Origin of the sequence: Methylocystis rosea SV97 (assembly GCF_000372845.1) — a bacterium.
Taxonomy (GTDB): domain Bacteria; phylum Pseudomonadota; class Alphaproteobacteria; order Rhizobiales; family Beijerinckiaceae; genus Methylocystis; species Methylocystis rosea.
In genome coordinates, this window is the sequence record NZ_KB889963.1 from 2,218,316 (window position 1) to 2,235,732 (window position 17,417).

A 17,417-nucleotide genomic window follows, 5' to 3' on the forward strand; every position below is an offset into this window, starting at 1 on the left:
TAACATTGATGGGTCTGTCATGCGCAGCGCGCTCCGAAAAATGGGAAACTCTTCCGGCTTGATCATCCCCAAGCCGTTTCTTGCCGAAATTGGGGCGGATGTCGGAGATGACGTCGAATTGACCGTCGAGAAAGGTCGCCTTGTCGTCACGCCGCTCAAAAAGCGCGTTCGGGAGGGTTGGGGCGATGACGCCCGCCGTATCGCCGAGCATGGCGATGACGCGCTTCTATGGCCGGAGTTTGGCAATGAAGGCGACGAAAAACTGACGTGGTGAAGCGCGGCGAAATCTGGCTCGCTGCGCTCGATCCGACGGTCGGGAGCGAGATACAGAAGACGCGGCCATGCCTGATTGTTTCGCCGCCGGAAATGCATGACCATTTGCGCACCGCGATCGTCGCGCCGCTGACAACGGGAAGCCGCCCCGCCGGCTTTCGCGTCGCGCTGACGTTCAAGGGCAAGCGCGGGCTCGTGCTGCTTGATCAAATTCGCACAATAGACAAGCAGCGGCTCGTCAAGCGCTTGGGCAAAGCGTCCGAATCTACGCTCGCGGCGATTCTCGCTGGCCTTCGTGAGGTCTTTGAAGATTAGCCGGCGCTAGACTGTTGAGAGAGATCCGAAACGAAGCGGCGCCAGAGCGACGGCGCGCTTTCGCCGAAGGCCGAGTGGAGGGCGCCTTCGAATGGCTCTCCGGCTTCGAGCGCGCGAAGGAGGTGCATGAACGCCGTTTCGTCGCGCATGCGCAGCCAGCCGACGAACATGCCCGCCTGCCGATAGGCGAGCCGCTGGCGCTGGGTGAGCGCGTCCTTCGTTGGATCGCGCGGCGGTTCGCGCTCAAAACCGAGCGCCGCGAAGTCGATCCATCGACGCTCGTCGAGCACGACGCGATAGCCGTCGCGGATCGCCTGCGCCGCGTCCTCGTCGCTGACGCCCTCGGCGCCGCCGCCGTTTGAGGCCATCACCGCGAGCCCTTCCGTGAACCATTGCGGCGGGCGCGGCGCGCCAAGCGGCCGCCAGCCCGAGAGATGCACATGCGACAGCTCATGCGTGAGAACGCCTTCGAGGCGATCGCGCTCGTCGCCGCACAGCGTCGGCGATAAAAGCGCCACGCCGGCCCGCGTCACGGCGGCGATGCCGGGATCGCCCATGCCGTTGGCGCTTCCGTAATTCTCATAGGATGCGTAGACGCCGACCGTCGGCGGCTGTGCGAAGGGACGCCCGTGTGCGGCCTCGATCTGCGCAATGGCGGCGGGAAGCAGCGCGGCCGTCTCGGCCGCGCAAGCGCGCGCCTCTGGTTCGTAGCGAATGCGCGCATCGTCGGCGAAAGCGGCGAGCAGTCGCGGATCATTCCACGCGGCGCGCGCGGTGAGGCGAAGCTCTGGCCGCAGCATCATCGCGATAGCGAGCGCGGCGGCGCAGGCGAGCCCAAACCCAAGCCCAATCCCAAGTGCACGGGTGACCGTGCGCGGCATGTCCGCGCGCTCCTTGCCAAAAGTTACGGCGTCGTCGTGTCGTCCGGCCGATATTCGAGAATGTCGCCCGGCTGACATTGCAGAATTTCGCAGATTTTTTCGAGCGTGTCGAAGCGCACGCCCTTCACCTTGCCCGACTTCAACAGGCTCACATTCTGTTCGGCGATGCCGATTTGCGCGGCGAGATCGCGCGAGCGCATCTTGCGCTTCGCCAGCATCACGTCGAGATTGACGATGATCGGCATCAGACGATCTGCGCGTTTTCATCGGCGATGTCGGCCGCGGTCTTCTGGATATGGGCGAGGGCGAGGAGTGTCGCGAGCAGCATGACGGTCGAAAGATCTTCAGGTCGCAGATAGATCGACACCATATGCGCGCCCGCCGCCTTGTGCGCCGTGAGGATGAGCGACGTTAGCGGTCGCGTGGCGATATCGACGAGCGCCGCGATGAGGCCTGCGAGCGCAAGGCAGCGCAGCCATCCTGCCGCATCAGGCGTGAAGATGCGCCCCTCAAGATAGCCCGAGAACAGTCTCCAGCCGGCGTAGCAGGCGACGACGAGCAGCGCCCAGATCACGAAGCTGACGCCAAAGGCCGCAAGCCGCTGATCGGCGGACAGGCCTTCGACATCGACCTTCAGCGACGCAAAGTGCGAAACGACCAGCGACTCGTCGCTCCAGAACATCACGATCGTGACGAGAATCCAGAGGCAATAGCCGACGAGCGCGAAGCGCAGCGTTTGGCAGAGCCAGCCGATGTGGCGGCGCAGCGAGTCGAGGCGACGGTCATCGAAGGAAGAAGGGGCAGCGAAGTCGGTCATAGCGGTCTCCTTATGTCGCTTACGTTGACACAAGAAAAATTTAATGTCAAACATTAAAAACTACTCTAAAAACATGAGGCATTCTATGTCGTGCATTATTCGTCGCCTGTCTAGCCTGGCGCTCGCCGCCGCCATGCTTGCCGCCTGCAGCCATGTGCCGGTCTCAACCATGTGGGCGCTGCGCAATTTCGACGCCGCTTCCGTCGATCCGGCCCTGCTGCGCGCGGCGGTGCGCCTGCCCGAAACTTTCGAGCCGCAGAAGGGCGGCGTGACTCTGAAAATTGGCTGGTGGCGCGACGGCCAAGAAAACGCGAAGCATGAGATGGTTTTCGCGCTTAGGGAAACGACCGCGTCGGAAGACGTCGCGCCGCTCGCCGGCGAGCGGAAGTCCGGAACGCGCCTCTATGCCTTTCGCGTCGACCCGGCCGATTATGCGGCGATCCGCGCCCGGCAGAAGGAGTTTCTGGAAGAGAAGGCGCGCGATCCCGGCAAGACGCATGGTTCCTTTGGCGTCGGCGCGGACGCCTGCCGGCGTGGCGACTTCCCGACGGGCCCGCTGCTGACGACGACCTATTTGCGCACGCAGGCTTCGGGCCCCTATCTCACGGTGCTCAAGAATCTCGACATGCGCGAAGCGGCGATGAAGGAAAAGCCGCTCGAAAAGCTCGTGCCGCCTTGCGAGAAATTCGCGAACAAAGCCGAGACGCCGATGGCCGTTAACCGTTAGGCCGCCTTCGCCTTCGCCATCATCTCGACGAAGCGGCGGAAAAGATAATGGCTGTCCTGCGGGCCGGGCGACGCCTCGGGGTGATGCTGCACCGAAAAGGCCGGGCGGTCAGTGAGCGCGATGCCGCAATTGGAGCCGTCAAACAGAGAGCGATGCGTCTCGACGGCGTTTACTGGCAGGCTGTCGCGATCGACGGCGAAGCCGTGATTCATCGAGACGATCTCGACCTTGCCGGTAGTGAAATCCTTGACCGGATGATTGGCGCCGTGATGGCCCTGCGGCATCTTCTTTGTCTTCGCGCCCACCGCGAGCGCCATCATCTGATGGCCAAGACAAATGCCGAAGGTCGGAATTTTTGCTTCGAGCAGGTCGCGGATCACCGGCGCGGCGTATTTGCCGGTTTCAGCCGGATCGCCGGGGCCGTTCGAGAGAAAGACGCCGTCGGGGTTGAGCGCCAAGATCTCCTGGCACGTCGCGCTGGCGGGCGCGACCACCACTTCGCAATCCTGTTCGGCGAGAAGCCGCAGGATGTTGCGCTTCACGCCATAGTCGATCGCGACCACGCGATATTTGGGCGCGCCGCTGCGCGCGCCGTAGCCGCCGCCGAGTCGCCAAATCGTCTCGCGCCAGTCGTAGCGCTCCTTTGAGCCGACGCTCGGCACCAGGTCCATGCCGTCGATCCCCGGCCAGGCGGCGGCCCTGGCTTTGAGCGCCGCAATATCGAAGCGGCCGTCCGGCGCATAGGCGATGACGGCGTTCTGCATGCCGCGCTCGCGAATGAGCGTCGTCAGCGCACGCGTGTCGATGCCGCACATGCCGACGACGCCGCGCCCGGCGAGCCAGTCGGCGAGCGGCTTCTGGGCGCGGAAATTCGAGGGGTCGGTGCAGGGCGCGCCGAAGATGGCTCCGACCGCGCCGGCGCTTTTGTCGAGATCGACGGTTTCGACGTCTTCCTCATTGGTCCCGACATTGCCGATGTGGGGAAAAGTGAAGGTGACGATCTGCGCGGCGTAGGAGGGGTCCGTGAGGATTTCCTGATAGCCGGTCATGGCGGTGTTGAAGCAGACTTCGCCGACCGCTTCGCCAACGGCGCCGAGGCCGTAGCCCTCGATCACTTCGCCGCCCGCGAGAACGAGCACGCCGGTGTGGAGGGGTTTCTTCCAGCCATTATCTTGATCGATGGTCATCAGGGTCTCGGCTCTCCGGCGCGTCGCTGGCTTGACAGCGCTCTCGCCGCGCGTCATGGCCGGACTTGATCCGGCCATCCACGGCTGCGGCGCCACGTGGATGCCCGCGACAAGCGCGGGCATGACGCGATTGCTGTGGATGTAATGCATCCGCCCCGGAATTGGAAACCCCAAGGACATAACATGCGCGAGAAGATTGCGGCGGACCTCAAGACGGCGATGAAGGCGGGCGAGCGCGCCAAGGTCGACGCGCTGCGGCTCATCAACGCGGCGCTGAAGGACAAGGACATCGAGGCGCGCGGCGCAGGCAAGACGCTCAGCGGGGACGACGAACTCGCGCTGCTCCAGAAAATGATCAAGAGCCGGCAGGAATCGCTGGAAATCTATGAAAAAGCCGGGCGCGAAGATCTCGCGGGCAAGGAGCGCGGCGAAATCGCGGTGATTTCCGCCTATTTGCCGCAGCAGCTTTCCGAGGCGGAAGTGGCCGAGGCCGTGAAATCGGCGATCGCAGAAACCGGTGCGGCCTCGATCAAGGACATGGGCAAGGTCGTGGCTTCGCTCAAGGCCAAATATACCGGCCGCATGGACTTCGGAAAGGCCAGCGCGGCGGTGAAGGCGGCGCTGTCGGGCTAGCGGCCGCCGGCTGTGGCGCGTCGCAAATGGCGGGCGCGTTCCGTCATGATGCGGGACTGCCGCATGTGCCCCCTTCCGGCGCTTCGCGCCACCTTCCCCCGCTAAAGCGGGAGAAGGGGAGCGGCGCCATTTCGCCTATCGCCAACCCTGTCGGATGAACCGAACATTCACGCGTGTTGGGATGGCGCAACCTGCTCCCTCTCCCGCGAAGCGGGGGAGGGTCGAGGACGGGGCTAGCGCCACAGCGCATAGAAATGATGCGGCGGGCCGCGGCCCTCGCTCAATCGCAACTGGTCCGCCGCCTCCAGCGCGCCCTCCAGCCAGGCTTTCGCAGTCGCGATTGCGTCGATCAGCGGCGCGCCCTTGACGAATTCGCAGGCAATCGCCGAGGACAGGGCGCAACCGGTCCCATGCGTGTTGCGCGTTGGAATGCGCCGCCCGCGAAAAACCCGTTTCTCTCCAGCCTCGAAAAGAACGTCGACAGGTTCGCCCTCGAGATCGCCGCCCTTGACCAGCACGGCGCGCGCGCCGGCGTCGCAGAGGAGCCGCCCCTGCGCCGCCATCTCATCGGCGTTTTTGGCGAGGGGCGTTTGCGTGAGCGCGCTCGCCTCATAAAGATTGGGCGTCACGAGCCGCGCCAGGGGAAGGAGGGCCGCAACCAGCGCAGCCTCCAGCCCGGCGGACGCGAGGCTGACGCCCTGCGTCGGCACCAGCACCGGATCGAGCACGATGTTACGCGCCTTGTAGCGCGCCAGCGTCTCGGCGACGGCCCGAGTGATGTCCGGCGTCGAAAGCATGCCAATCTTGATCGCGTCGGGGGAGATGTCCGACAGCACCGCCTCGATCTGCGCGGCGACGATCTCCGGCGCGACAGGATAGGAAGCGGTCACGCCCTGCGTATTCTGCGCGGTGAGCGCCGTGATCGCCGCCATGCCGTAGCAGCCGAAGGCCGAGAAGGTTTTCAGGTCCGCCTGCACGCCCGCGCCGCCGAAGGGGTCGGAGCCGGCGATCGACAGAAGCTTGGGAACGGGCGCGGTCATGACAGGAATGTCCGCGCTTCCCGCGCCCAACGCAAACGGCGCAGATCAGCTGTGCAATTCGCGTCCGCCGGGCCAAGCCGGCTCTTCTTTTCTTCGTAGTCGCTGTAGGCCTTTTTCAATCCTGTCAGAACCTCGGCGGAGGTCTCGAACATGGCCTTGAGCTGCGGCTCCTCGACCTTTTCGATATCCTCGCGCAGATGGTTGATCGTCTCCTGGAGGCGATTTGAATTCTCTGAACGTGCTGGTGCGGATTGCTGTCGCTATGCAGGGTCATCGCTGTCTCCTGGCCGTCCCGTTCTAAGAGGGTCAGGTCTTCAACCTCTTATGAGGACTGGAGTTCCGCGCGGGCATGCCCCTTCCGCAGCTCAGGGTTTCGGCAGGCTCAGCACGCCGGCGTCGCCGTTCTCCGCGCCGAAGGCGAGACGCGCCCCCTTCTCGTCCCAGGCGAGCGCGCTGATCCGTGCGCGATCGTCCTCCTGCGCGGGACGGCGCACCAGAATCTCAGATCCATCGGTAAGGCGCGCCAGCATGACAAGGCCGTCGTCATAGCCCATCGCTATGACCAGAGCGGCGGGATGGAACGCGACGCGCGTCACGATCGCCGAATGCACGCCGCATTCGCGCGGCGCCTGGCCCATCGGTCCATCCTTGCCCGAAAACGGCCAGACGATGCAGGCGTCGGCGCCTGAGGTGGCCAGCCATTTCCCGTCATGCGACCAGGAGAAGCTGCGCGTTTTGCCCGGATATCCGGCCATCCGCATGTGCTTGCCGTCGGCGAGGCGCCAGCCGTGCAGCATATTCTCCTGCATCGAGGTGACGAGAAAGCGCCCGTCGGGAGAGATCGTGGCGTCAAGATGCGAGCCCGCCCAGTCGAGCGCTTCCGGCTTGCCGGCGTTCGGAAACCAGAGGGTCGCGCCGCCGTAATGCGCGATCGCCAGCCGGTAGCCTTTGGGGAAGAAGGCGAGCCCGCGCGATGTCGACGGCAGATCCAGCGTCTTCACGTCGCCCTTGGCCGAGCGTGCTCGCGCCACCTTTCCTGCTGTCCACGCCACCGCGCCGCCACGCGCGGCGACGGCGTCGATCCATTTGCCCTTTTCGTCGCCGATGACTTCGACGCCGCCCTTCGCGTCGGTCGCCACAACGCGCCCGTCGTCTCCGCCGGTGACGAGTCGGTCGCCGTCCTGCGCGACGACGAGGATGGCCGCGTCTTGATGGGCCGGAATGCGGCGTCCCTCCGCGCCATCGCCGAAATGCAGCGTCCCGTCGGCGAGCGCGAAGACCGGCGCGCCGCCGAGGAACGCCGCGGCCGCGACAGGCTCACGAAGCCCAAGGGTTTCGACTTTGTCGGCGAGCGTGGAAGACAGCGTCACGGCGATGCATGGTCCTCGGCAGGCGCGCTCCAGCCGATCGGCAGGCGCGGGCGACGTTTCCGGAATTGCCCGCGCATCACGAGCGCGAAGGCGATGGCGTCCAGTCCCGCGAGGGTCAGCCACCACAGCTGCTCGGCCGCGGGACCGAACAGGCAAATGGCGAATCCCGCGCCGAGGCCGCCCAGAAGAAAGGGCGCGAGCGCCGGACGCGACTGGCCGACGAACAGGCTGGTGCGGGCGGCGACGAGCGCCGCCGCGGCCGCGCCGAGCACGCCGAGATCGAACCAGATCTTGAAGATCAGACTGCGCGGCGTCGCCGGCGTCAGATAGCCGCCGAGCACGCCCCAGGTGGCCGCGCCAAAGCCGTGTCCGATCAATGTCCGCCAGCCGTCCGCCTCGATCATCTGACCCCAGAAGGCGAGATGTCTAAAGAAGCCGGGCGGACGTTCGGGCCAGATCAGATGGGCCGCATAGGCAGTCAGCGGCGCGAGCAGCACGATCGCCGTCATGAGCGCCGCAAGGAAAATGGCCATCAGCCGGGCGCGGCCGAAGGCAGCGGCGAAAACAGCCGCGCCGACGGCCAGCGCCGGGACGCCGTTCGGGGCGCCGGAAAGATAGCAGGCGATCACCGTCGCCACCGCGAGGGCGGCCGCCGAATACCACCGGCCGCGGACGGCGAGCGCGCCCATCGCCGGCCAGACGAGCAGGGCCAGTCCGAGGCCGGCGCGGCCAAGCGGTCCGACATCGAGAATGTCATCGAGCGTGTACTGCGGCTTCAACAGCAAAGTGACGGCGGCAAGCGCAATCGTCGCCGCGGCGACGCCGATCGGCAACAGGTTGAGATTAGAGGTTTTGGTGCGCAGCGGCAGAAATCCGGTGGCGAGCGCCACCAGGGCGAGCGTCGCCGTGATTTTTGCGAAGCGTTCCGCTGGTCCCTCGAACGGGGTCCAAAGCAGCGAGAGCGCCGTCCAGGCGGCGAGCAACAGAGCGGCGAGAAAGGGCGGCGAGAGCAAGATCGAGCGCATCGAGCGCCCCGACCCTTCCTCCGGCGTCAGCGTCGCGGCGGCGAGCAGCAACGCCGCGCCGATCGGCAGCAGCACATAAACCGTCTGACGCGCCAGAATGGGCGCGATGAGCGAGATCACGAACAGCAAAAACACGCCGATCCGCAGCAGAAGGCGGGAAGCCTCCTCTGCGGGTTCGTCGGTATTGCGGCGCGAAAGGACTGACATGGCGGAGGTGCGGTTGAGTAGGGGATCTTCGATAGAGATTAGAACGAAATCGCCGGCGAGTAGCCTGCCGCAACGCAGTAAACCTGGGAAAGACCCCGATTTTTAGGCGACTGTGGCGCTTTTGCCTGTTTCAGGCCGTTTGGCGCCACTCTTGGCTGACAGCCGCGTCGGGTTCGGCCGCCAGCCGATCGGGGCGCAGCTCCGCCGCTCGCGTCGGCGCCAGTCTGCCGAGCGCCCAAACGGCGGCGCCGCGCACAATGGCGGCGGCGTCTGCGATGAGCCGCTCGGCTTCGGCGGCAAGTTCCGGCCGGGCTGAATTGCCGATCGCGATCAGAACATTGCGCAAGAAGCGGTCGCGTCCGATGCGCTTGATGGGCGAACCCGCAAAAAGCGCTCGGAACGCCGAATCGTCGAGGCGCGCCAATTCCGCAAGCGGCGGGGCGTCGAATTCGGGGCGCGCGGCGAGCTTCGCCTCGCGTCCGGCGCTCGCATATTTGTTCCACGGGCAGACCGCGAGACAGTCGTCACAGCCATAGATGCGATTGCCGATCTTGGCGCGCAACTCGAGGGGAATAGGGCCTTTGTGCTCGATCGTCAGATAGGAAATGCAGCGCCGCGCATCGAGCCGGTAAGGCGCTGGGAAGGCCGCCGTCGGACAGGCGTCGAGACATTTGGTGCATGAGCCGCAATGATCGTGCTCGGGCGGGTCCGGTTCGAGGCGAAGAGTCGTGAAAATCGCGCCGAGAAAGAGCCACGATCCGAATTCGCGTGACACGAGATTCGTGTGTTTGCCTTGCCAGCCGACGCCGGCTGTCTGCGCGAGCGGCTTCTCCATGACGGGCGCGGTGTCGACGAACACCTTGGCGTCGCCCGCGACGGCCCGCTTGAGCATGAATCCGGCGAGCTGTTTCAGCCGGCCCTTGATGACGTCGTGATAGTCGCGGTTGCGCGCATAGACGGAGATCGTCGCGCAGTCCGGTTTCGTTAGCGAAGCGAGCGGATCTCCATCCGGTCCGTAGTTCAGGCCGAGCATGACGAGACTTGCCGCCTCGGGCCAGAGCGCGCGCGGCGCGGCCCGCCGCTCGGCCGTCTCGCGCATCCAATCCATGTCGCCGTGCGCGCCGTCCCGCAGCCATTCGTGCAGCCGCTCGCCCTGCTCTGGCGCAACATCGGCCCGCGCGAAGCGGCAGACGTCGAAGCCAAGCTCGAGTGCGCGGGCGCGGATTTCCTCCTCCAGCGCCGGAACCGCAGGCGATCGAACATCATAAACTGTCGGCGAACCCATCAATGCATTCGGAACAGGCGCCTGCATGTCAGCAGGGCGCTTGCAGGGGGATCGAGACGATGAACTCGGCGCCAGGATCGTGCTTTTTCATTTCGATCGTCGCACTGAGTTGACGCGTAAATGACGCAATGATCCGCATGCCGAGCCCTTTGCGATTGCGAGGGTCGATGTCATCGGGCATTCCAGCGCCTTCGTCGCGCACGGAAACAGTGAATTTCTCAGCGCCCTGGCGCGCGACCTTCACCGAAATAATTCCCGACTGGCTTTCGTAAGCATATTTCGCCGCATTGGCGATGAGTTCGTTCACGATCAGCGCGGTCGAAACCGCCCGATCGGTTGCGATGACGATGCCGTCTTCGACTTCTGTGCGCACGTCGCATTGCGCGACGCTTTCATCCAAATCGTGACACAGCGCCTCAATGTATTTGCCAACGTCCATGCAATCGACGTCCGAGCCGCGAGACAGCTGGTCATGCGCCTTCGCGATCGCTTCCACCCGGTGAGAGGCTTCGTTGAGAAGTTCCGACACCTGCTCGTCGCCCGCGTCGTTGGCTTGCAGGCGGAGCATGCTGCCGACGATGGAAAGGCTGTTCTTCACGCGATGATTCATTTCTTTGAGCAGCGCTTCGTTGCGCGCGAGCGCCGCTCTTAGCTTGCGCTCTTCTCGCTCGCGTTCGATCGCCATGCCAAGAAGATTCGCCGCGCCCTGCAGAAAAGCGATGTCCTGCTCCCTGAAATCGGCCGGCGAGCGGCTGTCGACTTCCAGCACGCCGTATGGCTTTCCGTCACCCTGCAGGATCACATTCATCGCGCGCCGAACGCCATGCTGACGCAGCAATTCGGGCGTTCTAAATCGCGTCTCCTTTTCGAGGTGATTAGAGATGACAGGTTGGCCGCTGCGTAATGCATATCCAGCAGGCGAGTCGAGATCCGCGCCGACTTTCGCGACGCCCACCACGCCGCGACTCCAGCCGACGCCGGCGCGCACCAAAAACTGGTTCTCAGACGGAAGTAGCTCCAGCACTTTGCAGAAGTCCGCGTCCAGTCCTTGCGCCGTCAATCGCACGGTGTCGGTCAGCAGCTGATCGAACGAAGCGCCCTGGAGGGCGGTGACGCCGAGCTCCGCCAATATCTCCTGCTGCCGAATGCGCTGCCGCAGTCCGTTCGACGGATCGCCGGCGTCGGCGGGCTTCGACTCAACCTTTTCGCTCTCGCGCTCGTTGGGTGCGCTCATACAATGGTCCCGTATTGCGGGCTACTTGCCTCACTCCACCCGATGGTTGTCAAGCGCGGCCGCAGCGCGGCTCGCGACAGCGCCGCCTGAGCCTTCAGACGCCGCTCAGCGACGCTTAGAAATCCAGTTCCGCATAGTAGCGGCCCGGCGTCAGTCCTGGAGCCCGATAGGACAGCAGCGGACGAAACGCGGGGCGCGACTTGATGCGTTGATACCAGTGTTTCGCCGCCTCAACTTCGTCCCACGGCGCATCGCCAAGATAATCGGCGCAGGAGATATGCGCGGCCGCTGCGAAGTCAGCATAAGTCAAACGATCGCCCGCGAGCCAGTTGCGCGCATTGGTGAGATAACCAATGTAGTGCATATGGTGGCGAATGTTGGCCCGCGCCACACGCACCACGTCCATATCGGGCGCTCCGCCCGGAGGCGCAAAGCGCTTGTAAACCTTCTCCGTGATCAGCCAGTTGGTGACCTCGTCGAAAAACTTGACGTTGAACCAGTCGACCAATCGACGCGTTTCGATGCGCGCCGCCATTTCCTGCGGCAGGAGTCGTTGCGCGCCACGTTCGGCGCCATAGGTCTCGTCGATATATTCGGCGATGAGATTGGCGCCGGGCGCGACAAGGCCGTTATCGTCAACGAAGACTGGCGTGCGGCCGGCGGCGTCAAGCGCGAGAAATTCAGGGCGGCGATCGCTCACGCGCTCCTCGATGAGCGTAGCGTCTATTCCGTATTCGGACAGGACGAGCCGGACAAATCGCGAATGGGGGCAGAGCGGGTGATGATAAAGCGTGGGCATGAGGCCTTTTCGAGCGGACGCGAAGCGACGAGCTACGCCGCTTCTGTATGCTGGTTCGGGTTAGCGCCGCTAGCCGGCGGTTTTACGGCTTTGATGAGCTTTTAGCGCGCAGCTTTTGCTAGGATATGCCATGATTCGTTTGCTCTTCGCACTTTCGCTCGGCCTGATGTTGTTCACGGCCGCGGGGAACGCCGACACGCTGAAGGACGGCGTTCCAAATCTCTCAGTCATTGGCGAGGCTTACGAGGACGTCGCGCCCGACCTGGCGATCCTGCGGTTCGGCGTCGTCACCGAACGGCCGCTGGCCGCCGACGCCGCGGCGGAAAATGCGCGCGCGGTCGAAGCTGTTCTCGCCGAGCTCAAAAAATCAGGCGTTCCCGACGCTGAAGTGCAGACGCAGGGCGTAACGCTCACGCCCGTCACTGTCGAAGAGCGAGACCCAAAGACAGGCAAACCCAAGACATCGCAAAAGTTTTTCCGCGCGCGTAACGATTTGCGCGTGCGGGTGACTCGAATCGAACAGGCCGGCGAAATCGCGGGCGGTCTGATCGACAAGGGCGTTAACAGCTTCGAAGGCATTGACTTCGAAATCGCGCAACCCAGGCAACGGCTTGACGCATTGCGGCGCGAAGCGGTTAAGGACGCCGAGCGGCAGGCGAAAATCTATGCGGAGGCGGCCGGGCTGCGGCTGTCCCGCGTGATCGAAATTCGTCCGCTCGAGGAGATCGACGTGCGCCCGCGCGCCTATGCGGCGAAGGCGGCCGGGACTCCCGGAGCCGCCGAGATTCCTTTGCGTCCAGGCCTGGAGCGTCTCTCTGCGCGCGTGAATATCGTCTGGGGACTCTCGCGCTAGTTCGCTCTGCCTGCTGAAGCGGCGAAAGCGGGCGCTGCTGCTCGTAATTTGCTCGCCTGAAGCCGTATCGCGCTGCACAATTTCACGCTAAGCTCGCGTTCGCGACTGGTGGGCCGCAATGTGAGGGGTCGCTGATGGCTCATGTCATCTTTTACGAAAAGCCGGGCTGCGCCGGCAATGCGCGGCAAAAGGCGTTGCTCGTCGCCTCTGGACATGAGGTTGAGGTTCGGGACCTTCTGACCGAATCCTGGAGCCCCTCGAGCCTGCGTCCCTATTTCGGCTCCAAGCCGTTGCCGGAATGGTTCAACGCCGCCTCGCCGCGCATCAAATCCGGCGAAATCGACCTCGAGAAAGTCACGCCGCAGGAAGCATTGGTGATGATGATGCTCGATCCGGTGCTCATCCGTCGCCCGCTGATGCGCATCGGCGACCATTGCGAGGCTGGTTTCGACTCGGCGGCAGTCGACCAGTGGATCGGACTTAAGCCGACCGACGAAACTGTCAGCGATGTATGCGTGCGCTCCATCGCAAACGACACTTTCTAGCCTCCTAGGCAGCGCTGCTCCGCCATAAACGTGGCGCTGCCAACCCCCTCCCGACGAACCATAATATGCTAGTGGCTCGGTTCGGCCGTGCGCAGCCCATATCAATTGGCGCGGCTGCCGTGACCGTGGGGGAAGACGGGGAGGAGGAGCCTAAGCATGCAGCCTTCGGCCGAAGGAAAGGAATTTTGGGCGATCGGAGCCGATGCGGCGCTTGAGCGCCTGGGCGTGACGCGTTCGGGCTTGAGCAAGGCTGAGGCAGAACGGCGGCTCGCCGTCCATGGCCCCAATCGCCTCCCGGCCGGCAGACGGCGCAGCGCGCTCCTGCGCTTCGCGCTGCAGTTCCATAATGTGCTCATCTATGTGCTGCTCGCGGCCGCCTTCGTCACGGCGCTCATGCAGCACTGGATCGACACCGCCGTCATCGTCGCGGTCGTCGTCATCAACGCCATCATCGGATTCATTCAGGAGGGCAAGGCCGAAGAGGCCATGGAGGCCGTCCGCAACATGCTGTCGCTGCATGCGACGGTCATTCGAGACGGGCAGCGCGTCGTCATCGACGCGACCGACGTAGCGCCTGGCGACATCGTCTATGTCCAATCGGGCGACAAGATTCCGGCGGACATCCGTCTCATCCGGGTCAAATCTCTGAAAGTGCAGGAGTCGGCGCTCACCGGCGAGTCGCTGCCGGTCGACAAGGACCCGGCGCCGGTCATGGTGGATGTGCCGCTCGGAGATCGGGCGCCGATGGCCTATTCGGGGACCGTCGTGACCTACGGTCAGGGAACGGGCGTCGTTGTCGCCACGGGCGCCGCGACCGAGATCGGGCGCATCAACGCCATGCTGTCCGAGGTGGAGACGCTTACCACTCCCTTGTTGCAGCGCATGGATGAATTCGCACGCTGGCTCACGGTCGTCATTCTGGTCGTTTCCGCCGCCGTTTTCGCTTTTGGCGCGCTGGTCTGGAATTTTGACGCCGGCGAGATGTTCATGGCGGCGGTGGGGCTCGCTGTTTCCGCGATCCCGGAAGGATTGCCGGCGATCATCACCATTACGCTGGCGATCGGCGTCGAGCGCATGGCGCGGCGCAAGGCGATCATCCGCCAACTGCCGGCGGTCGAGACGCTCGGCGCGGTGACGACAATCTGTTCGGACAAGACCGGCACGCTGACGCTCAATGAATTGATCGTGCGCTCGATCGTCATCTCCGGCGGGACCTACGACACGACCGGATCGGGATATGATCCGCATGGCGGCTTCTTGCGCAATGGCAAGGATGTCGTGGTGCGCGAGGACGTTCACCTGACCGCGGCCTTGCGCCCTCTTGCGCTCTGCAACGACGCCGTGCTGCGCGAAACTGACGGCGCCTGGAGCGTCGAGGGCGATCCGACTGAAGGCGCCTTGCTCGCCGCCGCCGTCAAAGGCGGCGTCAATCTGGAAAAGCTGGCGCTGGAGCTGCCGCGCACGGACGAGATCCCCTTCGAGTCGCAGCACCGCTTCATGGCGACGCTGCATCACGACCATGACGGCGCTGGCTACATTTTCGTCAAGGGCGCGCCCGAGCGGCTGCTCGAAATGTGCTTCTGGGAGCAGGACGTGCGCGGAGAGCAACGTCCTCTCGAATACGCCTGCTGGCTCGACCGCATCATTGAGATGGCCTCGCGCGGTCAGCGGGTTTTGGCGGTCGCCTCCAAGAAAGCCGAAGAGGGTCAGCAGCAACTCGCATTCGGCGACGTTGAAAGCGGGCTCGTCTTTGTCGGTCTCATCGGCCTGATTGATCCGCCGCGCCCCGAGGCCGTCGAGGCGATCCGCGCATGCGCGACCGCCGGCATGTCCGTCAAAATGATCACCGGCGACCACGCCGCGACGGCGATGGCCATCGCCCGCGAACTCGGCCTGGAGCGGTGCGATTCAGTGCTCACCGGCCGCGACCTCGACGCCTTAGGCGACGAGGCGCTCGGCGAGGCGGCAAGCGTCACGACTGTGTTCGCGCGCACCAGTCCCGAACATAAGCTGCGACTCGTTCAGGCGTTGCAGAAGCGCGGCGAAGTCGTTGCGATGACCGGCGACGGCGTTAACGACGCGCCTGCCTTAAAGCGCGCCGACATCGGCATCGCCATGGGCGTCAAAGGCACCGAGGCGGCGAAAGAGGCCGCGGAAATGGTGCTTGCCGACGACAATTTCGCGTCGATCGTGCATGCGGTGTATGAGGGCCGCGTCGTCTACGAAAATTTGAAAAAGACCATCCTCTATATCTTGCCGACCAACGGCGGCGAGGGCCTCACGGTGATCGCGGCAATCGCAATGGGCGAGACCCTGCCGGTGACGCCCGTACAGATCCTGTGGATCAATCTGATCACCGCGGTCACGCTCGGCCTTGCGCTCGCGTTCGAGCCGCCGTCGAAGGGAGTCATGCTGCGCCCGCCGCGCCCGTCGGGCGAACCGATCCTCTCCCGCTACTTCATCTGGCGCATCGTCTTCGTCTCTTTCCTGATGCTGCTCGCGACCTTCGGCCTCTATGAATTGGAGAAGGCGCGCGGCATGGGGCTCGACAGCGCGCGAACGGTCGCGGTCAACACGCTCGTCGCCTGCGAAGTCGCTTATCTCTTCAACGCTCGTTTCCTTTCCGAGTCGTCACTCTCAATGAAGGGCCTGTTCGGCAGCCGCGCGGTGCTGATTTCCGTCGCCATCGTCGTGGTGCTGCAGGCGCTGTTCACCTACGCGCCCTTTATGCAGGCGCTATTCAACACCACGCCGCTCGACCCGGAGATCTGGTGGCATATCGCCGGAGCGAGCGTCGTGCTGTTCTTGCTCGTCGAGGTGGAGAAGGCCATTTTCCGTTCTCCTGCCAGGGCTCCAGCGCCTCGCGTGTCTGCGGCGACGGCGACCGGCGCGGCCGCTGTCGTGGCGCCCGGCGAGTGGGTCCGACCTGTCGTCGCCGGTTTATTGGGGCTCCTCATCATTGTCGTAAGCGGCGCGTTCTATCTTCACACGCGCGTCAGTCTCACGCGCGAAGAAGCGTCAGCTGGTCGAACGGTCGTCGTCAGCGGCGTGATCGCCCCGGTCGCGCAGACGCCGATCAATGCGCCTGCGGCAGGCGCCGTCGCGACGCTCTCTTGCGATGTCGGCGCGCAAGTGGAGAAGGGCGAGACATGCGCGACGTTCGCGCCGTCTTCCGGCGATGATGCGTTCGCGCGCGCGAAAAGCGCTTTGGCGGCCGCTGAGCGGCAACTGGCGCAGCGCCAGAGCGCGCAGGCGAGGGCGCAGGCGAACCTCCAAAGACTGGACTCGCGTTCGGCAAGTCGCGCCGCGAGCCGCAAGGCGCTTGCCGCGGCCCGAGGCGCCCTGGCGCGCGCGCAGGCGCAAGTAGAGCGCGCCGAAGCGGAAGTCGCTCTGCGCCGCAAGGCGGTGACGAAGGCGGAAGCGGGTCGAGCCGGCGCTGCGATTGTCGCGCCTATCGCAGGTTTCGTCTTGGAGCGAAGGGCAGCTGTCGGCGCGCGCGTCGAAGCCGGCGCGCCGCTGTTCATGATCGGCGACGCCAAGACCGTTCGGCTTCGAGTGAAAGCGGAGGGGGAGGGCGCTTTGACGATCGCGCCGGGCGCAGAGGCGGTCGTGACAAGCGAATCGGTCCCTGGCCGGACGTTTTCGGGAAAAGTGACCGAGGCGCGCCAAACGGAGTCGGACGCGTCCGTCGACGTCGTCGTCGAGGTCGATAATCGAGAGCTGGCGCTTCAACCGGGGATGGAGGTTTCGGCGCGCATCGGAATTGTGGAGAGCGAAGCCTCATCGATCGGCCTGTGAGCAGGCGCGGGCCAGAGACACATGCCACTATTGTGACATCGCGGAATCACGATCGCCTGGTGGGCCGGGCAGGACTCGAACCTGCAACCAGACCGTTATGAGCGGCGGCGCGGCGGTAAAATACATTGGAAACCGTTGATTCATATAGCTTGGCGGTTAGTCGCGTTCTCGTTCAGTTCATGTTTATCGGTGGCCAAACGGTGGACCGTGCGAATTGCACGCTCTGCTGTCAAGCAGGTCTGGACACATGAACGCGCGTAATGAGAGAAATTCAGAAGCGGCGTCATCGCTGGCACTGGCTTCACTCCGTGAGCTTGATGCCTAGAAGCCGCGCGAAGGGTTCCACTACTCCTATTGCAATTTCGACGGATCGATGATCACAGCAACGTCCGCTGGCTTTGCGAACCCGCTCGATCATATCGGCGGAG

The 17,417-nt window shown here is 64.4% G+C and carries 17 protein-coding genes; 7 read left to right on the forward strand and 10 right to left on the reverse strand.

The window, feature by feature from the left end; genetic code table 11:
- Positions 1-40 precede the first annotated feature (40 nt).
- A complete protein-coding gene (locus A3OO_RS0111635; protein WP_018408022.1) occupies positions 41-274 on the forward strand; it encodes an AbrB/MazE/SpoVT family DNA-binding domain-containing protein in 234 nt (77 codons plus the stop codon).
- Entirely contained in the window at positions 268-588 is a 321-nt protein-coding gene (locus tag A3OO_RS0111640) for a type II toxin-antitoxin system PemK/MazF family toxin (RefSeq protein ID WP_018408023.1), read from the forward strand. The genes A3OO_RS0111635 and A3OO_RS0111640 overlap by 7 nt, the downstream gene beginning before the upstream one ends.
- On the opposite strand, the gene A3OO_RS0111645 is transcribed toward A3OO_RS0111640, so the two are convergent.
- From A3OO_RS0111645 to A3OO_RS0111655, 3 genes are read right to left on the reverse strand one after another with little or no spacing between them, the layout of a single operon-like run.
- Positions 585-1,469: a hypothetical protein gene (locus tag A3OO_RS0111645; RefSeq protein ID WP_018408024.1), complete on the reverse strand. Its 885-nt coding sequence runs from the start codon at positions 1,467-1,469 to the stop codon at positions 585-587. The two genes, A3OO_RS0111640 and A3OO_RS0111645, sit on opposite strands and share 4 nt — an antisense overlap.
- A gap of 23 nt (positions 1,470-1,492) precedes the next feature.
- Positions 1,493-1,714 (reverse strand): helix-turn-helix domain-containing protein, encoded by a 222-nt coding sequence (locus tag A3OO_RS0111650; RefSeq protein WP_018408025.1) that lies wholly within the window; start codon positions 1,712-1,714, stop codon positions 1,493-1,495.
- A complete protein-coding gene (locus tag A3OO_RS0111655; protein ID WP_018408026.1) occupies positions 1,714-2,286 on the reverse strand; it encodes a DUF2975 domain-containing protein in 573 nt (190 codons plus the stop codon). The genes A3OO_RS0111650 and A3OO_RS0111655 overlap by 1 nt, the downstream gene beginning before the upstream one ends.
- A gap of 85 nt (positions 2,287-2,371) precedes the next feature.
- Here A3OO_RS0111655 and A3OO_RS0111660 point away from each other — a divergent pair, with 85 nt between their 5' ends.
- On the forward strand, positions 2,372-3,013 hold the full coding sequence (locus A3OO_RS0111660) for a hypothetical protein (protein WP_040573422.1): 642 nt from the start codon (positions 2,372-2,374) through the stop codon (positions 3,011-3,013).
- On the opposite strand, the gene carA is transcribed toward A3OO_RS0111660, so the two are convergent.
- The gene (carA, locus tag A3OO_RS0111665; RefSeq protein ID WP_026222914.1) at positions 3,010-4,200 is read right to left on the reverse strand and encodes a glutamine-hydrolyzing carbamoyl-phosphate synthase small subunit; all 1,191 of its coding nucleotides are present in this window, start codon (positions 4,198-4,200) and stop codon (positions 3,010-3,012) included. The genes A3OO_RS0111660 and carA overlap by 4 nt on opposite strands.
- A gap of 183 nt (positions 4,201-4,383) precedes the next feature.
- Here carA and A3OO_RS0111670 point away from each other — a divergent pair, with 183 nt between their 5' ends.
- On the forward strand, positions 4,384-4,833 hold the full coding sequence (locus A3OO_RS0111670; protein WP_018408029.1) for a GatB/YqeY domain-containing protein: 450 nt from the start codon (positions 4,384-4,386) through the stop codon (positions 4,831-4,833).
- A 233-nt stretch (positions 4,834-5,066) separates the two neighbouring features.
- Here the strand turns inward: A3OO_RS0111670 and thiD are convergent, their stop codons facing one another.
- From thiD to A3OO_RS0111705, 6 genes are all read right to left on the reverse strand, one after another.
- On the reverse strand, positions 5,067-5,873 hold the full coding sequence (gene thiD, locus A3OO_RS0111675; protein ID WP_018408030.1) for a bifunctional hydroxymethylpyrimidine kinase/phosphomethylpyrimidine kinase: 807 nt from the start codon (positions 5,871-5,873) through the stop codon (positions 5,067-5,069).
- Positions 5,874-6,238: 365 nt separating this feature from the next.
- The gene (locus A3OO_RS0111685; RefSeq protein ID WP_018408032.1) at positions 6,239-7,243 is read right to left on the reverse strand and encodes a WD40 repeat domain-containing protein; all 1,005 of its coding nucleotides are present in this window, start codon (positions 7,241-7,243) and stop codon (positions 6,239-6,241) included.
- Positions 7,240-8,475: a hypothetical protein gene (locus A3OO_RS0111690; RefSeq protein ID WP_018408033.1), complete on the reverse strand. Its 1,236-nt coding sequence runs from the start codon at positions 8,473-8,475 to the stop codon at positions 7,240-7,242. Before A3OO_RS0111690 ends, A3OO_RS0111685 begins: the two co-directional genes overlap by 4 nt.
- 130 nt (positions 8,476-8,605) lie before the next feature.
- A complete protein-coding gene (gene queG / locus A3OO_RS0111695) occupies positions 8,606-9,760 on the reverse strand; it encodes a tRNA epoxyqueuosine(34) reductase QueG (RefSeq protein WP_051080410.1) in 1,155 nt (384 codons plus the stop codon).
- A gap of 28 nt (positions 9,761-9,788) precedes the next feature.
- Positions 9,789-10,994, reverse strand: a complete 1,206-nt coding sequence (locus A3OO_RS0111700; protein WP_018408035.1) for a sensor histidine kinase — start codon at positions 10,992-10,994, stop codon at positions 9,789-9,791.
- Between the two features lie 115 nt (positions 10,995-11,109).
- Positions 11,110-11,793 carry a glutathione S-transferase family protein gene (locus A3OO_RS0111705; protein WP_018408036.1) on the reverse strand — a complete coding sequence of 228 codons (684 nt, stop codon included), beginning with the start codon at positions 11,791-11,793 and terminating at the stop codon, positions 11,110-11,112.
- Positions 11,794-11,923: 130 nt separating this feature from the next.
- Between A3OO_RS0111705 and A3OO_RS0111710 the strand changes: the two genes are divergently transcribed.
- The 3 genes from A3OO_RS0111710 to A3OO_RS21575 all read left to right on the forward strand — a co-directional run bounded on the left by A3OO_RS0111710 (position 11,924) and on the right by A3OO_RS21575 (position 16,989).
- Positions 11,924-12,646 carry an SIMPL domain-containing protein gene (locus tag A3OO_RS0111710; protein ID WP_018408037.1) on the forward strand — a complete coding sequence of 241 codons (723 nt, stop codon included), beginning with the start codon at positions 11,924-11,926 and terminating at the stop codon, positions 12,644-12,646.
- Positions 12,647-12,780: 134 nt separating this feature from the next.
- Positions 12,781-13,191, forward strand: a complete 411-nt coding sequence (locus tag A3OO_RS0111715; protein WP_018408038.1) for an ArsC/Spx/MgsR family protein — start codon at positions 12,781-12,783, stop codon at positions 13,189-13,191.
- Positions 13,192-13,347: 156 nt separating this feature from the next.
- On the forward strand, positions 13,348-16,989 hold the full coding sequence (locus A3OO_RS21575; RefSeq protein WP_018408039.1) for an HAD-IC family P-type ATPase: 3,642 nt from the start codon (positions 13,348-13,350) through the stop codon (positions 16,987-16,989).
- Positions 16,990-17,417: the final 428 nt, after the last annotated feature.

Bases quoted from the DNA above. Each gene is read 5' to 3' on its own strand.
- thiD (WP_018408030.1), bottom strand. From the start codon at position 5,873: ATGACCGCGCCCGTTCCCAAGCTTCTGTCGATCGCCGGCTCCGACCCC.
- A3OO_RS0111710 (WP_018408037.1), top strand. From the start codon at position 11,924: ATGATTCGTTTGCTCTTCGCACTTTCGCTCGGCCTGATGTTGTTCACG.
- A3OO_RS21575 (WP_018408039.1), top strand. From the start codon at position 13,348: ATGCAGCCTTCGGCCGAAGGAAAGGAATTTTGGGCGATCGGAGCCGAT.
- A3OO_RS0111715 (WP_018408038.1), top strand. From the start codon at position 12,781: ATGGCTCATGTCATCTTTTACGAAAAGCCGGGCTGCGCCGGCAATGCG.
- A3OO_RS0111705 (WP_018408036.1), bottom strand. From the start codon at position 11,793: ATGCCCACGCTTTATCATCACCCGCTCTGCCCCCATTCGCGATTTGTC.
- carA (WP_026222914.1), bottom strand. From the start codon at position 4,200: ATGACCATCGATCAAGATAATGGCTGGAAGAAACCCCTCCACACCGGC.
- A3OO_RS0111635 (WP_018408022.1), top strand. From the start codon at position 41: ATGGGAAACTCTTCCGGCTTGATCATCCCCAAGCCGTTTCTTGCCGAA.
- queG (WP_051080410.1), bottom strand. From the start codon at position 9,760: ATGGGTTCGCCGACAGTTTATGATGTTCGATCGCCTGCGGTTCCGGCG.
- A3OO_RS0111700 (WP_018408035.1), bottom strand. From the start codon at position 10,994: ATGAGCGCACCCAACGAGCGCGAGAGCGAAAAGGTTGAGTCGAAGCCC.
- A3OO_RS0111645 (WP_018408024.1), bottom strand. From the start codon at position 1,469: ATGCCGCGCACGGTCACCCGTGCACTTGGGATTGGGCTTGGGTTTGGG.
- A3OO_RS0111670 (WP_018408029.1), top strand. From the start codon at position 4,384: ATGCGCGAGAAGATTGCGGCGGACCTCAAGACGGCGATGAAGGCGGGC.
- A3OO_RS0111690 (WP_018408033.1), bottom strand. From the start codon at position 8,475: ATGTCAGTCCTTTCGCGCCGCAATACCGACGAACCCGCAGAGGAGGCT.
- A3OO_RS0111650 (WP_018408025.1), bottom strand. From the start codon at position 1,714: ATGCCGATCATCGTCAATCTCGACGTGATGCTGGCGAAGCGCAAGATG.
- A3OO_RS0111660 (WP_040573422.1), top strand. From the start codon at position 2,372: ATGTCGTGCATTATTCGTCGCCTGTCTAGCCTGGCGCTCGCCGCCGCC.
- A3OO_RS0111655 (WP_018408026.1), bottom strand. From the start codon at position 2,286: ATGACCGACTTCGCTGCCCCTTCTTCCTTCGATGACCGTCGCCTCGAC.